The organism is Amycolatopsis sp. A1MSW2902 (assembly GCF_017312175.1).
GTDB lineage: Bacteria > Actinomycetota > Actinomycetes > Mycobacteriales > Pseudonocardiaceae > Amycolatopsis > Amycolatopsis nivea.
In genome coordinates this window covers 8,640,294-8,660,927 of record NZ_QJPO01000001.1, presented here as the reverse complement: position 1 = coordinate 8,660,927, position 20,634 = coordinate 8,640,294, and the positions used below count along the sequence as shown (strand labels likewise).

General features: G+C 65.6%; 16 protein-coding genes. 13 read left to right on the top strand and 3 right to left on the bottom strand.

Annotated elements, in window-relative coordinates; translation table 11 throughout:
- Positions 1-3: 3 nt before the first annotated feature.
- Genes DMP23_RS40615 through DMP23_RS40600 form a run of 4 tightly spaced genes read left to right on the top strand, consistent with a single transcriptional unit; the run spans position 4 to position 7,761 of the window.
- Positions 4-1,620 (top strand): NERD domain-containing protein, encoded by a 1,617-nt coding sequence (locus DMP23_RS40615; protein ID WP_337824138.1) that lies wholly within the window; start codon positions 4-6, stop codon positions 1,618-1,620.
- Positions 1,617-4,775 (top strand): helicase-related protein, encoded by a 3,159-nt coding sequence (locus tag DMP23_RS40610; protein ID WP_337824137.1) that lies wholly within the window; start codon positions 1,617-1,619, stop codon positions 4,773-4,775. Before DMP23_RS40615 ends, DMP23_RS40610 begins: the two co-directional genes overlap by 4 nt.
- Entirely contained in the window at positions 4,748-6,664 is a 1,917-nt protein-coding gene (drmB, locus tag DMP23_RS40605; protein WP_337824136.1) for a DrmB family protein, read from the top strand. The genes DMP23_RS40610 and drmB overlap by 28 nt, the downstream gene beginning before the upstream one ends.
- Before the next feature lie 14 nt (positions 6,665-6,678).
- Positions 6,679-7,761: a hypothetical protein gene (locus DMP23_RS40600; protein WP_337824135.1), complete on the top strand. Its 1,083-nt coding sequence runs from the start codon at positions 6,679-6,681 to the stop codon at positions 7,759-7,761.
- A gap of 1,049 nt (positions 7,762-8,810) precedes the next feature.
- Here the strand turns inward: DMP23_RS40600 and DMP23_RS40595 are convergent.
- Together DMP23_RS40595 and mca are read right to left on the bottom strand one after the other, a co-directional pair.
- Positions 8,811-9,143, bottom strand: a complete 333-nt coding sequence (locus DMP23_RS40595; RefSeq protein WP_337824134.1) for a hypothetical protein — start codon at positions 9,141-9,143, stop codon at positions 8,811-8,813.
- Positions 9,140-10,054 carry a mycothiol conjugate amidase Mca gene (mca, locus tag DMP23_RS40590; protein WP_238604290.1) on the bottom strand — a complete coding sequence of 305 codons (915 nt, stop codon included), beginning with the start codon at positions 10,052-10,054 and terminating at the stop codon, positions 9,140-9,142. Before mca ends, DMP23_RS40595 begins: the two co-directional genes overlap by 4 nt.
- A gap of 216 nt (positions 10,055-10,270) precedes the next feature.
- On the opposite strand from mca, the gene DMP23_RS40585 reads away from it, so the two are divergent.
- The 3 genes from DMP23_RS40585 (at position 10,271) to DMP23_RS40575 (ending at position 12,279) form a co-directional block, all read left to right on the top strand.
- Positions 10,271-10,690 (top strand): DUF4307 domain-containing protein, encoded by a 420-nt coding sequence (locus DMP23_RS40585; RefSeq protein ID WP_337824133.1) that lies wholly within the window; start codon positions 10,271-10,273, stop codon positions 10,688-10,690.
- Between the two features lie 187 nt (positions 10,691-10,877).
- Positions 10,878-11,378: a transcription elongation factor GreA gene (gene greA / locus DMP23_RS40580; protein WP_037816721.1), complete on the top strand. Its 501-nt coding sequence runs from the start codon at positions 10,878-10,880 to the stop codon at positions 11,376-11,378.
- Between the two features lie 97 nt (positions 11,379-11,475).
- Entirely contained in the window at positions 11,476-12,279 is an 804-nt protein-coding gene (locus tag DMP23_RS40575) for an MBL fold metallo-hydrolase (RefSeq protein WP_337824132.1), read from the top strand.
- Here the strand turns inward: DMP23_RS40575 and DMP23_RS40570 are convergent.
- Positions 12,263-12,733: an Lrp/AsnC family transcriptional regulator gene (locus tag DMP23_RS40570; RefSeq protein ID WP_009083170.1), complete on the bottom strand. Its 471-nt coding sequence runs from the start codon at positions 12,731-12,733 to the stop codon at positions 12,263-12,265. The genes DMP23_RS40575 and DMP23_RS40570 overlap by 17 nt on opposite strands.
- Before the next feature lie 121 nt (positions 12,734-12,854).
- Between DMP23_RS40570 and hppD the strand changes: the two genes are divergently transcribed.
- From hppD to DMP23_RS40540, 6 genes are all read left to right on the top strand, one after another.
- A complete protein-coding gene (gene hppD, locus DMP23_RS40565; RefSeq protein ID WP_037816724.1) occupies positions 12,855-14,054 on the top strand; it encodes a 4-hydroxyphenylpyruvate dioxygenase in 1,200 nt (399 codons plus the stop codon).
- 199 nt (positions 14,055-14,253) lie between these two features.
- Positions 14,254-14,817: a YbaB/EbfC family nucleoid-associated protein gene (locus DMP23_RS40560; RefSeq protein WP_134667077.1), complete on the top strand. Its 564-nt coding sequence runs from the start codon at positions 14,254-14,256 to the stop codon at positions 14,815-14,817.
- Positions 14,818-14,847: 30 nt separating this feature from the next.
- Positions 14,848-15,153, top strand: coding sequence for a type VII secretion target (locus DMP23_RS40555; protein WP_037816726.1), 306 nt, complete (start codon positions 14,848-14,850; stop codon positions 15,151-15,153).
- Positions 15,153-19,169, top strand: a complete 4,017-nt coding sequence (locus DMP23_RS40550; protein ID WP_337824131.1) for a hypothetical protein — start codon at positions 15,153-15,155, stop codon at positions 19,167-19,169. The genes DMP23_RS40555 and DMP23_RS40550 overlap by 1 nt, the downstream gene beginning before the upstream one ends.
- Positions 19,169-19,726, top strand: coding sequence for a hypothetical protein (locus DMP23_RS40545; RefSeq protein WP_037816728.1), 558 nt, complete (start codon positions 19,169-19,171; stop codon positions 19,724-19,726). Before DMP23_RS40550 ends, DMP23_RS40545 begins: the two co-directional genes overlap by 1 nt.
- Positions 19,723-20,601, top strand: a complete 879-nt coding sequence (locus tag DMP23_RS40540) for an immunity 49 family protein (protein ID WP_337824130.1) — start codon at positions 19,723-19,725, stop codon at positions 20,599-20,601. Before DMP23_RS40545 ends, DMP23_RS40540 begins: the two co-directional genes overlap by 4 nt.
- Positions 20,602-20,634: the final 33 nt, after the last annotated feature.

The following is a 20,634-nucleotide window of genomic DNA, read 5'->3' as shown; positions in this document are numbered from 1 at the left end:
TTGATGCGGATCATCCCGAGCGAGGTCTCGAGCATTACCAAGAGCCAGGGCGAACGCAGCGTGTTCGCCGCGCTCAAGGAAATCCCCAACCAGGAAAGCGTCGCGTTGCACTCTGTCCATCTCGGCCGACATCGCTGGAAGCGCGTCGGCGAGATCGACTTCGTCGTCATCACTCCCGACATCCTTCTCTTCATCGAAGTCAAGGGCGGTCGTATCGTACAGAAGAACGGGCAGTGGTACTACGGACCAATCGGCCGGGAGACGGGACCAAAAGAAAGCCCGTTCTCCCAGGTCAGCGGCGGAATGCACGAGCTCGAACGGAAACTCGCCACCATGGTCGGCGACCTCAGGGACCTGGGGGTCCCCAGCGGGTATCTCGTGATCACCACGGACATCGATCTGGACCGCACAACCGAATTCGAGCCGGAACAGTATCTGGGCACCACCGCCTACGCCGGCGGCCGTGGTCTTGAACAGGCCATCAAACGAGCCGCCCGCTTCTGGCAGGGCCGCAACAGGTGGGCGCGCACCCCTGTCCCGGGCGGCGTTCGTCGAAAGATACTGGACGCGATCCGCCCGGAATTCGATCTTGTGCCCAATCTGCAGTCCCGGCTGGCGGATCTCGACGTCGTGTTCGAACGCCTGACGAACGAACAGATGGACCGGCTCGACGAGCTGGAGTCCAATCCACGCCTCATCTGGACCGGAGGCGCGGGCACCGGCAAAACGTTCCTCGCCGCAGAAGCAGCTCGTCGTAAGTCCGCCGTCGGCAGTGTCCTGTTCACCTGCGCGAGCAGCACATTGGCTGCGCACCTGACGCGAATCCTCGCCGACGACGCGATCACCGTCCTGCCTTTCGACCGGCTGGACGAGGTCAAGCACCGCACCTTCGACCACCTGATCCTGGACGAGGCACAGGACCTGATGACCTTTGACAGCCTCGAAGTTCTAGAAGAGCTCGTTGCGGATGGCCTCGAAAAAGGCCGCTGGATCTTCATGCTGGATCAGAACAACCAAGTGTTGGCTCCGGACTCCTACGACCCCGAGGCCTGGGACTACTTGCGTACATTGGGCTCTGTATACGGGCCGATGAAGCGCAACTGTCGCAACACCGTGCAGATCGTCAAGCAGGTGCAGCAATTCACCGGTGCCGACTTAGGCATCGCCTCTGCCGGCGAGGGAAGCCCAGCCCAGTTCGTCGACTCGAGAGACCCTCAACACGAAGCCGGGCTGTTGGACAACTATGTGAACGAACTCGGCCAGCAGGATGTCTCGTTACACGACATCACCCTGCTGTCCGCGGCGGGCAACTGGGAGACGAGCTCAGCCCGGCTTTCTCGACGCGCGTCCAAGATCCAGCGTTTCATCGACATCGTCGGCTCCGAAACCGCCAAGCATCGGCTCACCTGGTCGTCAATCGCCGATTTCAAAGGCCACGAGAGTCATATCATCTGCCTGATCGACCTCGAGCCCGAGCACTTGGACGGCAGGCTCGATGCCATCTACGTCGCCTGGACCAGGGCACGCGCACAGCTCTGGATCTCGTGCCGCCCGAACGTCCGGAAGAAGCTGACGACTCTAGGCACGGCCGTACTGGAGCGAAACGGCGGACTGAAATGAACGAATTTGCCGCGCGCATCACCAGCCATCGTGACGAGTACGTGGCCTATCTGCACCGGCAGCTGGTCGGTCCCCAACCGAACGAGACGGAGACGCTCGTCGACCCGCCCGACCGGCGTTACCTGATGGGCACCTTGTACCCGCGCGGGGCCTCCATGCTGGAACACACCCAGGAAGGGGGGGAAGAGGGGTTCCACGAGGCCGCGGCGGGTAGCGGAGAGGAGGACAGCTTTGCTGAAGATCCGGTGGCCGAAGCGAACGCTTGGCTTCCATCTTCGCTCGGCTTCTCGTTCTTCACCGACGCCCGTCGGATCGAGGTGTCTTGCGCGGCCTCCCGCTATCTAACGCTCCGTGATGGCGGACGCCGCAGTTGGCAGCGGCAACCGCGCCTGTCTACGACGACGTCCATCGACCTCGACACGTCGAGCCCGGTTCCTTGTCTGGACGGGCATGGTCGTCTCCATGTGCGGTGGCGGCCCTTCGGCAATGGCCATCTGGTTACCTGCGTGCTGGCCAACGAACACCAGGAGGACGAGAGCCGCCACAAAGACCGGGATCTAATGCTCTTTCAGGTCGAGCTTGAGGCGACGACGGAAGACGGCACTGTGCTGGAGTACCCGAGCACGCGTCTGAACAGTCGCGACGAGGAAGAGCAGGAACTTCGCGTCCAGTACCGGCACATCGTCACCAGGGCTGTCGGACACGGTTGCGCTGTCGAGTGGAACGACAGCTCCGACCTGGTGACGACCGTACGGGCGCAGGTCATGCCTCAGCAGGTGGTCGAGCACATCAAGCCCGACGGACCCCGCGATCTGCCCGTGCTCAACCTGGCCCACCTCTCGCAGGCCGAGCTGACGCCGGATGACCTGCGCGTCGAGCTGAAATCCTTCGTCCTCGGATACCGCACCTGGTTCGCGGGCCAGCAATCGAAGGCGAAGACTCTGCGACCGTGGGCCGCCGAGCCGGCCAGGCGACTCCTCGACCGAATCGGCACCGCGCTCGACCGCATGACCTTCGGTGTGGAAGCACTTACCGCATCGACACCTGCTGCGGGCAAAGCACGCGAGGCGTTCCGCTTGGCAAACCGAGCGATGGCACTTCAAATGCTGCACAGTCGCCCGGAACTGGCGGGAAGTCGTCGTCGCAGGGATAGCGAGGTGCTCAAGCTGAACGAGCCTCCCGCCGACTACGCCTGGCATCCGTTCCAGCTCGCCTATTTCTTGCTCGTCGTCGAGAGCCTGATGAACCCCGGACACGAGGACCGACGCACGGTCGACCTCATTTGGTTCCCGACAGGCGGCGGAAAGACCGAGGCTTACCTGCTCACCGCCTGTTTCGAGATCCTCTTGCGCCGGCTCCGATTCGGCGCGAAGGGAGGCGGCACCGCTGTGCTGAGCCGATACACCCTCAGCCTGCTGACTACTCAGCAGTTCCAACGTACCGCGACCGCAATCTGCGCCCTCGAGTACATCAGGGCCGGAAAGGACGGTCCGCTACCGGACGATCTAGGCGAGGAGCCCATTTCCATCGGTCTCTGGGTCGGTCAGGAGACAACCCCGAACAAGATCTCGGCCGCGGAGGTGGAACTTGACGAACTGAAGCAGATGAGCACGCCGGATGATCGGTTCCTGCTGGAACGATGCCCGTGGTGCGGCACTGAGATCGTTCCAGCGCGAGGCGGCCGGGTGAAGGACTTCGGCATCCGGGCCGATGGGATCAGCACCTCGTTCTTCTGCCCGCGCAACACCTGCGATTTCCACGAGCAGCTCCCAGTGGCGGTCGTGGACCAGCAGATCTACCGTAACCCGCCAACCTTCGTGCTCGGCACTGTCGACAAATTCGCGAGATTGGCGTGGGAGCCGGAGGCGGGTCGCCTCTTCGGCGCTGACGGCAGACACGCACCCTCGCTGGTCATCCAGGATGAGCTGCACCTGTTGGCAGGCCCGCTGGGGACCACAGTCGGCCTCTACGAGTCGGCCGTCCTCGAGCTGTGCGCCTGGGGAGGCACACCTCCGAAGGTAATCGCTTCGACAGCGACGATCCGACGCTCACAGGAGCAGATCCGAGGTCTCTACGGCCGTCCCGTACAGCTCTTTCCTCCGGCAGGGCTGACAGCCGGACATTCGTACTTTGCTTCGCCTGACGAGGACAAGCCCGGACGACTGTACGTCGGTGTCATGGCACAGGGACACACCGCTTCGACAGCAACTGTCCACGTGGGAGCGGCCGGACTGCAGGCGCCCGTGGCGCTCAGCGACGACGAAGCTCTGCGCGATGCTTACTGGACCATAGTTGCCTATCACAACAGTCTTCGGGAGCTCGGTCGAACCGTCACTATCGCGCGGGATGATATTCCAGCGCGGCTGGAACACTTGACGAAGGACAGTTCCGAGCAACGCAAACTGGAGGACAGCGACGTCGTCGAACTGACCAGCAATGTCCCGCGAGCCGAACAACCGCGGCTTCTCGAACGCTTGGGGAAGCCTTTCAAGGAACGAGACAGTGTCTCTTTCCTCGCCACGACCAACATGCTCTCTGTGGGCGTCGACGTCCCGCGGCTCGGCCTCATGATCATGAACGGACAGCCCAAGACGACGTCTGAGTACATCCAGGCCACCAGTCGCGTCGGCCGCCGCAAAGTACCTGGGTTGATCATCACTTTGTTCCGCTCGTCTAAACCGCGTGACCGCTCCCACTACGAGTCCTTTGGCGTCTATCACCGTTCGCTTTACCGGCATGTTGAGCCCACCAGCGTCACGCCGTGGTCCCTGCCGTCTCGAGACCGGGCGCTCCACGCAGTGCTCACTATCCTCATGCGGCACGGCGTGGGCCTCAACGCGGAGAACAAAGCAGGAGACATCCTGCAGCACGCGGACGACCTCGCGCGTGTGCGCGAGCTCGTGGTTTCCCATGTGCAGCGCGCCGATCCGAACGAAGCCGATGCCGCGGCCGCGCAGCTGGATTCCCTGATCGAGGAATGGAAGCAAGAGGCGGAAAATGCCCGGGGCGAAGGTAGGCGGCTCTACTACAAGCCGCAGGGAAGAACACAGGCCGCGCTGCTCACCGACTTTGGCAAGCAGGAAGGAATGTGGGAGACGCCGCAGTCCATGCGAAACGTCGACCGTGAATGCCTTATCGCCGTCAGGGGAGCGTGAGACTAATGAAAGATATTCGCCGAAAGGTTCGCAGGACGCAGACCATTACTCCCTTCGGAGTCGGTGGGATCATTGATCTGCGCGGCGAGTCATTCGTGGCCGCTGACATCCGCAGCTGGGCCAGCAGTGGAGACCCAGTGGATTCTCCTCGGCTCGCGGAAAAACTTCACGTGGATAGATTTCGCTCCGCCCCCGTCATCCCGTCCGGAAAAGCTGCCTACGTATCTCGAAATGGACCTTCGTACATCCGATTCCCCACCTGGCTGTTCTGCCCTCGGTGCAGGGTCATGAAAAAATGGCACGCCGGACTCGAAATCAAAGATAAACATCCCGTATGCGACCGCTGTCCAGGGAAGCCACAGTTGGCACCCATGCGTTTTATCCAGGTATGCCGTGCCGGCCACCTAGCGGACATCGACTGGCGACGGTGGGCGCATTCACAAAGTGAGACCCCTGATCAACGCCAATGCCAGGTCTACCAGCTTCGTTTTATCGCCACCTCCGAGTCGTCCGGCCTCGACGCCCTGCTGGTCAGATGCGACTCCTGCAGGGCCAGTCGCAGCCTGGCCGGAATCAGCCAGAAAAACGTCCTCAAGCAGTTGCAAAGCAGATGCCGCGGAACTCATCCGTGGAATAACGAAGACGATGAAGAAGATAACTGCGAGGAAACACCTCAGGCAGTACAGCGCGGTGCCTCAAATGTATACTTTCCAGTCACTCACTCAGCCATTGACATTCCCGAAACCTCAAGAATTCCGGACGGCGACGAGCTCACTCAAAGGGTCGTTGATCACAAATTCTGGCCAGATTTTACCAGCACACTCGACGGCCCCCTCGCCGATCATTTTAAAAGCATTATCTCCATTCAGTGCCAAGTTTCAGAAGAATTTGTCGAATCAATACGACGGCATACGGTCAACAATGCCTCATTGAACCCTTCGACCAATTCAGATGACGACCTAAGCATTGCCGAATGGGAAGCTTTTTCCACTCCAGAATCAGTCACGAATTCAAAAACTTTCTCTGTGCGCCGGACCCTTCTCGGTGTCGACGACGCCGATCCCCGCTCAATGCATGAGCTCGACGCGGCAATCTCCACCGTGGTGGTAGCGGATCGAGTACGCGAAGTCCGCGCCCTGGAGGGATTCTCGCGGTACGAACCCATCCCGGGCGAGGACGAAGAGGGTGGCCGTCTCGTTTCGGTCAACACCGCGCGTCGAACTAGGTGGCTGCCTGCAGTGGAGACTTACGGCGAGGGGGTTTTCATCTCAGTAGATGAAGACCGCCTCACCTCCTGGGAGGAACTCCCGTCAGTCCGAAATTGGACACGAAGGATCGAGCGCGACCTGGATGCCTCTTTTAAGGTCGACCGGTTGCGGGCAAAGTCAGGGCCAGCGTTGCTCCCGAGGTTTGTAATGCTGCACACCCTGGCCCACCATTTTATCCGCCAGCTCTCCTACGACAGCGGATACAATGCGGCTTCGCTACGGGAACGCGTCTACGCCAGAAGCCATTCGCCGGGCAGCGGGCATCCACCGCAAGCAGGTGTGTTCGTCTACACCGCCGCAGGCGACGCCGAAGGAACGCTCGGCGGCCTCGTCCGACAGGGCCAACCGCCCTATCTTGCCGAGACCTTGATCCGCCTGCTCGAATCGGCGCAGTGGTGTTCACAGGACCCGCTATGCGCCGATTCGACCGGACGTTCTCTTGCCAACCTCAACCGAGCCGCGTGTCATGCCTGCACGCTCCTTCCGGAGACCTGTTGCGAGATCGACAATTCCATCCTGGACAGGACGCTGCTGGTCGGCGGCAACGACGTTCCAGGATTTTTCCAGGAAACTCTCGGCGCTGCGCTGGAAGAGTCGGCGGAGACCGTGAATCGGTCATGAGAATTCCCTCTCTCGTGGAACTCGGGCTCGAGCAACAGAAAGTCATTGACCTCCCGTTCCAAGGTTGTCACGTCGTTACGGGTCCGCCCGGCGGCGGAAAGACCGTCACAGCCGTCTACCGCGCCTGGACCCTGGCAGTCACCGGCCGGGACGTCGTCCTCATTACTCGGTTCGATCTGCTCCGTCAGTATCTTTCCCAACTGGCTCCCGATCTCACCGCGGCAGTCGACATCACCACTTACGAATGGTGGGTCAGGAACTTTTGGCGGGAACGCTTCGAGACAGCACCGCCACGAGACGACCAGGACGAGCGGGGCTACGACTGGATCGAGATGCAGCGCAGTTGCATACTCCGGAACATGGCGACGACCATGCACTTGGTAATTGACGAAGGACAGAACCTTCCACTCGGCTTCTACCAATTGTGCCAGGTCCTCGGCGTCGACGTCACGGTGTTCGCAGACGAGAACCAGCGCATCAGCGCCGAGCACAGCACGCTGTCTGAGATTCGACAAACGCTCGCGGCAGAGATCGAGCCGCTTGTACTGCCGAACAACCACCGGAATAGTCGAGAGATCGCATTGCTGGCGAACGAGTTCCGCACAGAGCCTCACACCGAGACCGTCTTGCCAACGCGGGTCGGGCCGACCCCCGTCGTCATCAAAGTTCCCTCTCTCGACGCCCTCGCCACTGGCGTTTTACAATACTTCAATGCCTATCAGCATCGGACCATCGGAATCATTTGCAGAACGACATTTCTGGCGCGGAGTATCCAGAGTAAACTGACCAGAGTGGGCTTGGCGGCTCAGACTCAAGCTTACGTCCACAATGATCCTTTGCGACACGCCGTCGATTTTTCGAAGGGTCGCATCAAGATCGTCAGCACAGCCAGCATCAAGGGCCTAGAATTCGATAGCGTCTTCGTTCCTGATTTGGATTCATACGACGAGGACCCCACCAGCATCGATGCACGCCTGCGCTTCTTGACGATCTGCACTCGCGCCCGCGAGGATCTTTACTTGGCCCATCGAGCTCCACGGGAACCTGCAATCTTGTCAACTGTACCAGCTTCTCGGTTGACTCGAAGAGAAGCATGACTCGTCGACGCAAACAAGCCGTCCAGGAGCGCTTTGTGCGGCGAGAAGAAGACCATTGCGCTGGCCGGGCAAGACCGTAGCAACACAGGGCGTTGGCTGCCTCAATCATGGCGTCCACAGTGCTAGGCAAGCCACTGACTACCCAAAGAGCCTGTGGCGCTGTCATTGGCCGACCCCTGCCAAGCTGGCTGCCTCAGCGACGCGAGTCGCGCCGCCCGCGCCAACGCTTGGCAAGGCTTTCTAATTCATCGCCCACAGAGCCGCGCATCCGCGGGCCCGGCTGGCGCAGCTCCCGCGCTGTCCGCTCATCAGCGCGAACAACACCGACCATACTTCGCAGGCAAATCGGTCGAGCGAACCTGCGTCAAGACTGGTCCTCACGGACAAGATGCCATTCGACGCTGCACGTCGGCGGCCATCTCGTCGTGTTGAGTCCGCGAGCAGGCGTGAATCCACAAACTCGCATCGACAAAATCCCCGTCAATGGTGCGCCTCAGCACCCAGCAGACGCCGAGCTGAGGGCTGCAAGTCGGCCGGGCGATCACCGCGATCAGTGGAAAGAGTCTGGTTAACGTGCCACTTACAACGTGCTAGAAGCCAGTACAAGCTGGCGGTACCGCCTTCGCAGCCGGTTCCTGGATGATCAGCAATTGCACGGCGAGCAGCATCGACTCCCACACCATCGACGACGGGCCACGCCGGCGCTGAGCCAGCAGCACCTTCTACGACGACGTCACGATGCGCTGGCTGCCAGCACCCGCAACTGTCCAGATTGGCAGGGACGCGCAACGGCCGAAGCTAACTCGGCCTGCGGGGAACTGGGGTGTCAGCTCGGCGCTGTCGGAGAACCTGCTGACAACGCTGAACTATACGTTCATCTGCACCGTCAGCAGGACCTAGTGGCCGCCCAAGGATAGTGCGTACCCCCACACTTGGTAGGTCCTCTGCAATATATGTGCCGAGCATCTGACCGAACAGCAGGCTTGGCACAGAGCTGTCGGACCGAATCTCGTCACGATCGACGTGGCTCGGCCCGCGCCACCCACTGGTCAGTCGCTCTTCTTGCCCGCCGCGTCCGGCTTCTTCTCCGCCTCCGCCGTCTCCGGCTCCTGTTCGGCCGTCTCAGCCTCGGCTGCCTCGGTCTCCGAAGCGGTCTCTTCCTTGTCGAAGCTCTGCGGCACCTTCTTCAGGTGCTTGCTCATCGAGCGGACCAGGAAGACGACCGCGACCAGGAACAGGATCAGCACCAGCAGGCCGACCGGCGAGGACTTGCCGAAGTCCTCGCCTTGGCCGCCGTTGTCCCCGCTGTCCGGCTGCTGGGCCAGCACCAGCGCCGACGCGGTGAGCGGGACGACCGCGACGGCCGGCACACCGAAACTCATGGGCTCACCTTCTCCTTGATGCCTGCGAACAGATCGTCCTCCGGCAGCGTGCTGTCCACCAGGGAGCGGTTCAGCTCGTACTCCTCAGTGGGCCACACCTCGCGCTGGATCTCCAGCGGAACGGCGAACCAGCGGCTGGTCGGGTCGATCTGCGTGGCGTGCGCCTTCAGCGCCTCGTCGCGCACCTCGAAGTATTCCCCGCACTCGATCCGGGTCGTCACCCGCTCCATGATGTCGGCACGGTTCGGGTCCCAGGACTTGAGCCACTCCTCGTACGGCGACTCCAGCCCGGCCTCCTTGAGCGCGGTGTCGAACGCCACCATCCTGGCCTTGGAGAACCCGTGCATGTAGTACAGCTTGAGCGGCTGCCACGGCTCGCCCGCCTGCGGGAACCGTTCCGGGTCGCCCGCCGCGTCGAAGGCCGCCATCGACACCTCGTGCGTGCGGATGTGGTCCGGGTGCGGGTACCCGCCGTTCTCGTCGTAGGTCGTGATGACGTGCGGGCGGAACTCGCGGATCACGCGCACCAGGGCCTCGGTGGACTCCTCCAGCGGGATCACCGCGAACGAGCCCTCCGGCACCGGCGGAAGCGGGTCGCCCTCGGGCAGCCCGGAGTCGATGAATCCCAGCCAGCGGTGGCTCACGCCGAGGATCTTCGCCGCGCGCGCCATCTCTTCGCGGCGGATCTCGGTCATGTTCGCGAGCACGTCCGGCCGGTCCATGGCCGGGTTGAGAATGCTGCCCGCCTCGCCTCCGGTGCAGGTCACGACCATGACCTCGTGCCCGTCGGCGACGTATTTGGCCATCGTGGCGGCACCCTTGCTCGACTCGTCGTCGGGATGGGCGTGCACCGCCATCAGGCGCAGTCGCTGCTTGCGGTCTTCTGTTGTCAGCTCGTCGGCTCCCACCATGGTCCGAACGGCCCTTTCCTGTCCTGTTATTCCGTGACACCTGGTTGCGCCGCGGTAAACCGCCCCGGCTCCGCGCCGCCGGAACGGGTCGCGGATACTCGACCAGGGTGGTGCCCCGGACCGGCCGCACTGCCTATTGTCCCCAGGGGTACGACAAGTTTGACCGGAGGCCCGGATTTGCAGAGCGGGGAGACCGTGACCGCCGAGGGTGGCGCCGTGCCGGCGCGGCCCGCGGACCGGTACGGCACCGCGGGCAAGGGCAAGCCGTCGAAACGCTGGCGGAGGTGGCTTTACGTGGCCATCGCGCTGGTCGTGAGCGGCGCGATCGGCTTCGTGTACTACCTCAACCTCGGCACGACCCCGATCGAAGCGGAGCGCATCGGCTTCGAGGAGCGGCCGGGCGACGCGATGCAGGTCACCATCAACGTCACTCGGGACGACGACAGCAAGCCCGGCGTGTGCGTCGTCCGGGTGCGCGACAAGTCCGGCGCCGAAAGCGGCCGCCGGGAGGTGCTGGTTCCCGCCGGGGCCGGCCACGGCAGGGTGAACACAGTGGTGAAGAGCATCGGGACCCCGGTGACCGCCGACGTGTTCGGCTGCTCGTATTCCATACCACGCTATCTGTCAACCCCGTAGCGGCCAACGGAGTGAAATGCGCGGCGAGCGTCCGCGCGGCGTGAAATGGACCGGCGTCGACCTGTCCTGCCGTGATACGCTCGTACACCAGCACGGCCCCCGACGGGCCGTGTTTTTCCTTTATCTCAGCCGCGTGCGTACGCGGTGGCCGGCTTGTACACCCAAGCCTGGCAGGCCCTACGAGGAGATGGTGACCGTGAGCGACACCAAGGTGACCTGGCTGACCCAGGATGCCTACGACAGGCTCAAGCACGAGCTCGACGAAATGATCGAGAATCGTCCGGTCATCGCCGCCCGCATCAACGACAGCCGCGAAGAGGGCGACCTCAAGGAGAACGGCGGCTACCACGCGGCCCGCGAAGAGCAGGGCCAGGCCGAAGCCCGGATCCGGCACCTCCAGGAGCTGCTGCGCAACGCGAAGGTCGGCGAGGCTCCGGACGACGACGGCACGGCGGGCCCCGGCAAGGTGCTCACCGTCAAATACGACGGGGACGACGAGGAGGAGAAGTTCCTGCTCGCCACCCGGGAAGAGGGCGCGGAGGGCGCGCTCGACGTGTACTCCCCCGAGTCGCCGCTCGGCAAGGCGCTGCTCGGCGCCAAGGAGGGCGAGTCCCGCGAGTACGAGCTGCCCAACGGCAAGACCATGAAGGTCACCCTGGTCAAGGCGGTGCCTTACAGCGAGTCCTGACTCGTTTCCGCCGAACGCGCGCCCGCCCGGTTTTCCGTGGCCCGGCGCGCGTTCGGCGGTCTAGCGTGTCTTCCAGCACAACCACTGGAGGACACCGATGAGCACCCGACCGCTCTGCCTGACCTGCGGGATGCAGTACGCCGCCCCGCGCGCGGACTGCCCGATCTGCGAGGACGAGCGCCAATACGTACCGCCGGGCGGGCAGAAGTGGACCGACCTGGCCACGCTCCGCGCAGACGGCACCCTCAAGCCGCGGGTCGAGGAGCAAGGACCGGGGCTCATCGGCGTCGGTTCGGATCCGAAGTTCGCGATCGGCCAGCGCGCGCTGCTGGTCCGCGCGGCCAGCGGCAACCTCCTCTGGGATTGCTCCGCCTACCTCGACGACGAACTGATCGGCAAGATCACCGAACTCGGCGGCATCACCGGCATCGCGATCAGCCATCCGCACTACTACACGACGATGGTCGAGTGGGCGCACGCCTTCGACGTCCCGGTCTACCTGCACGAGAACGACCAGCAGTGGATCGGCCGTCCGGACCCGTCGATCCAGCTGTGGACCGGCACGACGCTCGACGTTTCGCCGGATCTCCAGCTGATCAACCTCGGCGTGCACTTCGCCGGCGGCACGGTGCTGCACTGGCCGGACGGCGAGGAAGGCCGCGGCGCGCTGCTGACCGGCGACATCGTGCAGGTCATCCCGGACCGTACACATGTCGGTTTCATGTACAGCTACCCGAACCTCATCCCGGAGCGGCCAAGCGTCGTACGGCACGCCGCGGAACTGTTGGAGCCGTACGCGTTCGACGCCATCTACGGCGCTTGGTGGGACGCCATCGTGCGTACAGACGGCCATAACGTCGTACAGCGCTCCGCGAAGCGCTACCTCACGTACGTGTCCTAGCCGTTCGTTCGAGCAACGGCCGCACTCGCGGCGGCACTGGTGTCGACAACGCGATCGAAGTCGACGTACGCAAAACATCGGGCACGCCAACCACTTCGTCGATAACGCGTTGCAGATCGTCGTTGTCACGCGCGACAAGGCGTACGAAGAGGTCGCCTTGTCCGGTGGTGGCGTGCACTTCGCACACTTCGTCGATCGCAGCCAGTGCCTCCGCGACACCGGCGCGTTTGCCCTGCGCGATTTCCAGCACGGCGAACGCGGTGAGGCTGTACCCCATCGCGGCCAGATCGAGTTCGGGCGGGAAGCCGCCGAGGATGCCGCGTTCGGTGAGCCGGTCCAGCCGGGCCTGCACGGTGCCGCGCGCGACGCCGAGCCGGCGCGCGCATTCGAGCACGCCGAGCCGCGGCGAGTCGGTGAGCAACAGCAGCAGTCGCGCGTCGAGCGAGTCAAGCACCGGTTTTCTCCCTGCGCAAGTTGTCCAAGATGACCGAGCTGCTCCAGGATAAGCTGAGCACATTGTCCAGCTGAAACGGAAACCGTTGCGCAGCTTGCCGGGCGCAACTCATGCTCAGTGCATGACCTCCACGATGGATCCGCACGGCGCACTCGACGACGTCAGCTATGACCAGCTCCGCCAGCTCGTCGGACTGGTGGACCACGACGCCTCGACCGACCCGTTCCCGGTCAAGGCCCTCGACGCGGTGGTGTTCATCGCGGGCAACGCGACCCAGACCGCGTGGTTCTACCAGGTCGCGTTCGGCATGCAGCTGGTCGCGTACTCCGGCCCCGAAACGGGACAGCTCGACCACAAGGCCTTCGTGCTCAAGTCCGGTTCCGGCCGCTTCGTGATCACCGGCGGCGTGAAGCCGGACTCCCCGCTGCTCGACCACCACCGCCGCCACGGCGACGGCGTGATCGACCTCGCGCTGGAGACCACCGACGTCGACAAGTGCATCGAGCACGCCCGCAAGGAGGGCGCGACGATCCTCGAGGAGCCGCACGACGTCTCCGACGAGCACGGCACGATCCGCCGCGCGGCCATCGCGACCTACGGCGAGACCCGGCACACGCTCATCGACCGGTCTCGCTACAACGGCGTCTACCTGCCCGGCTACGAGCCGCGCGAGGGCACCGTCAAGCGGCCCGAGGGCGCGCCGAAGCGGCTGTTCCAGGCGGTCGACCACTGCGTCGGCAACGTCGAACTCGGCAAGATGGACTACTGGGTCGACTGGTACCACCGCGTCATGGGCTTCGTGAACATGGCGGAGTTCGTCGGCGACGACATCGCCACCGACTACTCGGCGCTGATGAGCAAGGTGGTGTCGAACGGCAACCACCGGGTCAAGTTCCCGCTCAACGAGCCCGCGATCGCGAAGAAGAAGTCGCAGATCGACGAGTACCTCGAGTTCTACGAGGGCGCGGGCTGCCAGCACATCGCGTTGGCCACCAACGACATCATCGCCACCATCACCGCGATGCGCGAGGCGGGCGTCGAATTCCTCGACACCCCGGACTCGTACTACGACGACCCCGAGCTGCGCGCCCGGATCGGCAAGGTGCGCGTGCCGATCGAAACGCTGAAGGAGCACCGGATCCTGGTCGACCGCGACGAGGACGGCTACCTGCTGCAGGTCTTCACCAAGCCGATCGGCGACCGGCCCACCGTGTTCTACGAGCTCATCGAGCGGCACGGTTCGCTCGGCTTCGGCAAGGGCAACTTCAAGGCCCTGTTCGAGGCCATCGAGCGGGAGCAGGAGCGCCGCGGCAACCTCTGATCCGCTCCCTCCCCTTCCCCGGCCCGTCCGCGAACCTCGCGGGCGGGCCGTTTTATTTAACAGCGCGCAACCGGAAGTTCGCGTACAGTAGTCGACATCACATACTAAACCGCGCCGCGCGGACAATTCGGAACCGCGCGGAACCGACGGGGCCGCGCGACCGTCATTCTGGAGAAGTCACCGTGGAGAAGGGGGCCCGATGCCGGACAGCGTCGACGCCAGCGAGCAGATGATCGAGGGCTGGACCAAGCAACTCCAGCAGACTGCTGCCCGCTACCAGGCGATGGCCGAGCGCATGCAGGGCCAAACCGTCACCGAGCGGTCGAAGGACGGTGCGGTCGAGGTCACCGTGGATGCCAAGGGGCTGCTGAAGAACCTGGTGCTCGCGGACTCCGCGGCGGGCAAGAAGATGGCCGACGTCTCCGCCGAGGTGATGCGGCTCGTGCAGCGCGCGCAGGCCCGGATTCCCGAGCTGTTGCAGCAGGCCGCCGCCGAGACCGTCGGCGGCGACGAGACCGCGGAAACCCTGGTGGCCGACGCGCAGCGGACGTTCCCCGCGCCGCCGGTCGAGGAGCAGGCCGAGTCCGCGTCCGACCGCGTGCGCCGGTTCCTGCCCGAGGACGCCGAAGAAACCGGTGCCCCCGCACCGCCGCCGGCGCGTCCGGCAGGCCCGCCGACACCACCGCCACCGCCTCAGCAGCAACGTCGCCGCCGGAGCTCGTCGGACGATGACGACGACTTCGGCGGATCGATCCTGTCCTGACTTCAAGCCGTTCCAGGGGGAAGAAAAACCATGGCACCCAGGGGTTATGAGATCGGCGGCGATCTCGAGGCGCACGCCCGTCAGCTCGACGGGATCGCCGACGGGCTGAAGCAGGCTGTCGACGCCGCGAACCAGGTCAGCATGCCGACCGACGCGTACGGCATTCTCTGCCAGCCGTTCCGGATGATGCTCGACCCGGTCGAGAACTACGGGATCAACGCGCTGGAGAACACCGTCACGGCGATGGACGCCCAGGCGCAGAAGGTGCGCGACGCGGCGAAGGCGTACGACAGCTACGAAAGCGAAGCCGCCGGTTCGATGAAGGCGAGCGACTGATGCCCGAAGGAAATCCGCTGGTCGCAGAGTCCAAAAAGGACGGCGACGGACCGGGGCCGTTCACCGAGGGCAACGGCGACTACGGCTACGCCACCGGCATCAACATCGCCGAATCGGCCACCGACGCGTTCAAGGGGATCGCGGACGGCGACTGGGTTTCCGGCGGTCTCGGCGTCGCGAGCCTCGCCGGCGAGATCGCGGGCGCGGCGATCGACCCGTTCGGCTACCTGATGTCGTCGGTGGCGTCGTTCCTGATGGAGCACGTGCAGCCGCTGAAGGACATGCTGGACTCGGTCGCGGGCAACCCGCCGGTGATCCAGTCCTATGCCGACACCTGGGGCAACGTCGCGAAGGCATTGCAGGAACGGCAGAAAGACCTCGAGAACGCGGTCAAGACCGGCACCGCGGAGTGGAAGGGCGACGGCGCGGACGCGTACCGGAAGTCCGCGGCGGAGGCGGCCGAGGCGATCGGCGGCGCGGCGACGGTCGCGAGCGCGATCGGCACCGTCACGATGATCATGGGCCAGGTCGTCGCCTTCGTGCGCGGCCTGGTGCGCCAGCTCATCGCGGACCTGGTGGGCAAGCTGATCTCCTGGGTCATGGAGGAGGTGTTCTCGCTCGGGTTCGGGACGCCGCTGGTGGTCGCGCAGGCGGTCACGGCGATCTCCAAGTGGGGCGAGAAGATCAGCGAGCTGCTGACGAAGCTGTGCGAGACGATGCGCCGGGTCTCGCCGCTGCTCGGCAAGCTCGCCGAGGTTTTCACGAAGATCATCAAGGTGCTGGGCAAGCTGGCCGGCAAGGTCACCGGCCTCGACGTGATCAGCACGAAGAACATCAAGGCGGGCGGCTTCTTCCACCGCGGCGGCTCCGGCGGCGGCACGGGCGGCTCCGGCGGCGGGCCCCACACCGGATCCGGCGACGGGGACGCGGATCCCGGTTCGCCGTCCGGTTCGCGTCGCTCCAACGGGTCGGACGGTGCGGACGGCGACAGTCCGAACAGCGGCCACAACAGCTCGGACGGTGCTGACGGCTCCGATGCGCCCGGTGATCACTCGGGCGATTCCGGCAGCCCCAACGGATCCGACAGCCCCAGCAGTGACAGCCCGTCGGCCGACAGCTCGCCTTCGTCGTCGCCGGATGGCACTGGACCGTCCACAATCGACACTGCGACGTCGTCGTCCCGGCGCGGTTCCGACAGCCCGGTCGGGAGCCACACCGACTCCAGCCCGTCGACGTTCGCCGGCGATTCGAGCCCGACGTCCGGGGTCGGAAACAGTGTCCCGGACAGTTCTTACTCGCCGCAAAGCTCTTCGCACAGCGACGGCCCGTCCTCGGTCAGCGCTCCGCCCAGTCATTCCAGCGGGGCACCGCATTCCGGCGGGTCCTCGTCGTCGGGCGGCGGCACGCATTCCGGCGGCAGCGAGCCGAGCTCGCATCATTCGAGCAGCAACGATTCGACATCGGCGAGCGGGTACGCCCCGCCTCGCGCGGACGCTCCTTCCCCGCAATCCGCTCCCCCGCAGCACATTCGCTCGAACGACGGCGGCGGTTCGGCACCGAACCAGAGCCCGGCGGGCGGCGGGATCCCGCAGCAGGGTGGCGGCGGCAGCCCGACCAGCGCCCCGGCCAGCGGCGGCAGTCCGTCGCCTCGGCCCACCGGCAGCGGCTGGACCGGGACGCCGGGGTCGCGAGCTCCTGACGTGGCTCCGAACCGGGTTCCGGACAGCGGTCCTTCCAGCCGGCGGCCGAGCGGCGGCCCGAGCCCGGCGGACAACGGCGGACCGAGCCGCACTCCGGATCGTTCCGGGCCCGCGCCGCAGCGGCCCAGTGACGGCGGTTCCGCGGCCCCGGCGCAGCGCACTGGCGATGGCGGATCCAGTCGGCCTTCAGACGGCGGCTCCACACCGCGCACCGGCGACGGCGGATCCAGTCGGCCATCAGACGGCGGCTCCACGCCACGCACCGGCGATGGCGGGTCCGGTCGGCCTTCGGACGGCGGCTCCACGCCGCGCTCTGGCGATTCCTCCGGCGGTGGCGGATCTTCGCCGCAGCGTCCGGCGGATTCGTCGAGCGGTCCGCAGCGTCCCGGCGCCGGCGGCGACGTCGGACAGCCCAAACGGCCTGGTACGGATCCGGGTCTCGGCCGTTCGGAGCCCGCTCCGACGTCCGGCGGCGGATCGCCCTCGTCGGCGAACCGCGGGTCCGGCGACGGTTCCGCACCCCCGGCCGCGGCGGCTGTCGCGACCGGTCCCGGCGGTGCCCAGCGCGGCACGGAGGCAGGCGGCGCACGGCGTCCCGACGGCTCCACCGAACCCGTCGCACGCGGCGGCGCTCGCACTGACGCGCCGCCCGCCAGGCCCGGCGAAGCCAACAGTCCACAACGGACTGGGAAACCGAACGCCGACGAGCCAGGAAAGCCGAAGGACGGCGGCAAACCCGAGAAGACCGCCCCGGACAAGAAGCACGACGACGGGAAAGGCAAGCCGGGCAACGACAAGTCCGACCACAAACCGGATCGCGACGCGCCCGAGCGCAAGCCGGACCACGCCGACCCGGAGCCCAAGCACCAGGACCCGAAGCACCACGACGGGGACGGGTCGAACCACCACGACAACCCCGACCACGACGGCACTCCGCCGCACCACGACGAGCCGCTGTCGCCGGACGAGGTCAACCACCGGCACGCAGAAGACACCCCGGCGGGCAGCTCGTACCACCGCGGCGACCCGGAACTCGGCGACCTGCCGCACCGCGTCCAGCCGGACCCGGACGGGCGCTACACGGTGGACGTGCACGTCACGGCTGACTGCCACGCCCGCATCGGCGACCGGCTGTACACGCCGGAAGAGTTCGCGGACATCCTGCGGCGCAACGGGAACTACGACGGCAGGCCGATCCGGCTGATCGGCTGCGACGCGGGGTCGAACGACTTCGCGCACCGGCTGTCGCGCGACCTCGACACCGAGGTGATGGCCCCGAGCAAGCCGGCGTGGACCGATTCGAACGGCCGCGTCTTCTCGTCCAACTACGAAATCGGCCCGGACGGACGGATGCGGCCGCGGATCCCGCCGGACGGCGAATGGTCGGTGCACCGTCCGGACGGCACGTCGCACCACGTCGGCGACGACGGTTTCGCCCCGGACGGCAAGCACCACGACCCGCACGACATCGACGCCGACAGCGCCGTCGACCGCGGACAGCCGCCGTTCAACCAGGAACAGCGGGACCAGGACGTGCGCGATCTCCGCCAGGAGAACCGCGACCGCCGCGCCGAGGGTCTCGACGACGTGCGAGACCTGAACGGGAACCGCAACCCGCTCACCGACGACGTGCGCCGCCCGCACGAACGGGCCCTCACCACGGCGAGGTACCGCGACGCGAACGGCGAAACGGTCGATCTCTACAGCTTCAGCGGGAAGTCCCACGACTGGGCGCCGGCGAAGGACGGTCCCGAGTGGCCGAAGTCCGAGCGGCTGTTCGGCACCAAGGACGCCGGTCCGTACCGGCCCGAACTCGGCATGCCCGACCCCGACGGCAAGTTCGGCCGCACCCACGACTCGGAACCGAAGCTGCTCGAAGAAATGGTGCGGCACAATTTCGCCGCCCGTTCCGGACTCGACCGCGACGAAATCGACGACATCGTCAAGAAGCAAATCGAGAAATCCCGGCGCGAGGAAGCGGCATACCTCAAAGCCAACAACGAAAACATGTACCGCGACGGGCTTCGCGGCGACACCGCGCGAGCCCGGGACCGAATGGACGGCGCACTCGAGGAAATCAACCGCCGCGGTGCGGAACGCGCGCACCAGAACGGGCAGACCTACACGCCGGTGACGCGCGAAGACATGAGCGGCGACCTGCGGATGGTGGTGGACCTGCCGTCGACCAAGCGGGACATGATTCCGAACGAGTACCAGATCTGCGACTCCTGTACCGATGTTATCCTGCAGTACAAGCAGCTTTTCCCGAATGTCCGGGTCGAGGTCGTCAACCTCGCCGGTGAAAGGTTGATGTGATGACGGCGTCTCCGGGCGACGGCGCGGAACTGGTTCGCGCGATCTTCGCCGGTGCGGTCGAAGCCGGTTTGCGCGCGGAATCGGTGCGCGGAGCATCCGATGCCGAGATCGACGCGATGGCGCAAGACCAGCGCGCCCGGGCCGTGCCCGCCGCGGCGAGGGAAGTGCTGCGCCTCATCGGCACGACGCACGGACTGTGGCTGCCGGGCAGTTCGCTGGGCGTGGCCGCGGTGCGCGGCGAGGCCAAGAACCACGCCGTCGCCACCGCGAACGCGCAGAACGCCGAACTGTCCGATGTGGACGGCGCACTGGTGCTGGCCGCGCACGGCGGGTACACCTACCACGTGGTCGACGGGGCCGACGCCGATCAGGACGACCCGCGGGTCTGGCTGCTCACCGAGGACGAGCCCGCGCGCGTCGCCTGGACTTCGGTCAGCGCGTGGTTCAAGGCCATCACTCCGGACGTCGAGCGGTATCGCGAGCGCCTGGAGGTCATGCGCGAGACCGGGTCCGATTTCCTGCCGCCGTGGGCGCAGGACATCGTCGTCGGCGGATGACCGTGCCGCTCGCGGACCAGGGCGGGACTGCCGTTGCCCGGCATTCCGTCGGCGTCGACGTCGCGTGGAAGCAGATCGAGAAGCTGTCGCCGCAGGTGGCTTTCTACTTCGACTACCTCGCGCAGGACACCGGCGTGCTGGCGAACATCGTGCGCCGGGAACTGATGCTCGGGCAGTACCGCAGCGTCGTCGACCCGGACGCCGAGGAGCCGGACACCTGGGGCGATCTCGAGCTCGCCGCTCAGGCCGCAGCCGCTGTGTTCACCGCGGCGTGCGCGCCGGAGGCGCAAGAGGTCGAGGCGGTGATCGGCAGGCCGCGGCGCTTCGCGGCCACCGGCCCCACGTCGCACACCGGCCCGGCAGCTTGGCTCACCGCGGCGTGGCTCGCCGTGATTCAGCGCGATGACGTGCTGATCCAGCAGCTGGCCGAGGTACCGCTGGACGTGCTGCGCGCGTCGGGCATCGAGTACGACGCGTACCTGTACCCGTGGGTCGAAACGCTGCAGACGTTCCTCGCGCACCGCGAGGTCACTCCGGAGATGTTCCTGCCCGCGATGGAAGGCGCCGACCCGGACACCGCGCGGTTCACGCCTCCCGAGGTGATGCTGCAGCTCGTGTACCCGCCGATCCGGATGTTCTACTACGTGCTGCGCCGGGACTCGGAGAAGTTCGCCGAGGCGTTCGTCTCCGCGCTGGAGCGGCATCGCGAGTACTGGACCGCCGAGGACCGCGCCACCGATCCGGACGGTTACCTCGCACTGGCCCCGCTGGCGGTCGCGGTGCTCGCCCGTTCGGTCGGGATGACCTTCGACGTGCAGTCCGGTTACACGCCGGCCACCCTGCTCGCGGGCCGTCGCCCGTCGCGGAACGGTTGATCGAAATGAAGCGTTCGCCCGGTGAGGAGCCGC

Bases quoted from the DNA above. Each gene is read 5' to 3' on its own strand.
- DMP23_RS40615 (WP_337824138.1), top strand. From the start codon at position 4: ATGCGGATCATCCCGAGCGAGGTCTCGAGCATTACCAAGAGCCAGGGC.
- DMP23_RS40610 (WP_337824137.1), top strand. From the start codon at position 1,617: ATGAACGAATTTGCCGCGCGCATCACCAGCCATCGTGACGAGTACGTG.
- drmB (WP_337824136.1), top strand. From the start codon at position 4,748: ATGCCTTATCGCCGTCAGGGGAGCGTGAGACTAATGAAAGATATTCGC.
- DMP23_RS40595 (WP_337824134.1), bottom strand. From the start codon at position 9,143: ATGAGTTTCGGTGTGCCGGCCGTCGCGGTCGTCCCGCTCACCGCGTCG.
- mca (WP_238604290.1), bottom strand. From the start codon at position 10,054: ATGGTGGGAGCCGACGAGCTGACAACAGAAGACCGCAAGCAGCGACTG.
- greA (WP_037816721.1), top strand. From the start codon at position 10,878: ATGGTGACCGTGAGCGACACCAAGGTGACCTGGCTGACCCAGGATGCC.
- DMP23_RS40575 (WP_337824132.1), top strand. From the start codon at position 11,476: ATGAGCACCCGACCGCTCTGCCTGACCTGCGGGATGCAGTACGCCGCC.
- hppD (WP_037816724.1), top strand. From the start codon at position 12,855: ATGACCTCCACGATGGATCCGCACGGCGCACTCGACGACGTCAGCTAT.
- DMP23_RS40560 (WP_134667077.1), top strand. From the start codon at position 14,254: ATGCCGGACAGCGTCGACGCCAGCGAGCAGATGATCGAGGGCTGGACC.
- DMP23_RS40555 (WP_037816726.1), top strand. From the start codon at position 14,848: ATGGCACCCAGGGGTTATGAGATCGGCGGCGATCTCGAGGCGCACGCC.
- DMP23_RS40550 (WP_337824131.1), top strand. From the start codon at position 15,153: ATGCCCGAAGGAAATCCGCTGGTCGCAGAGTCCAAAAAGGACGGCGAC.
- DMP23_RS40545 (WP_037816728.1), top strand. From the start codon at position 19,169: ATGACGGCGTCTCCGGGCGACGGCGCGGAACTGGTTCGCGCGATCTTC.
- DMP23_RS40540 (WP_337824130.1), top strand. From the start codon at position 19,723: ATGACCGTGCCGCTCGCGGACCAGGGCGGGACTGCCGTTGCCCGGCAT.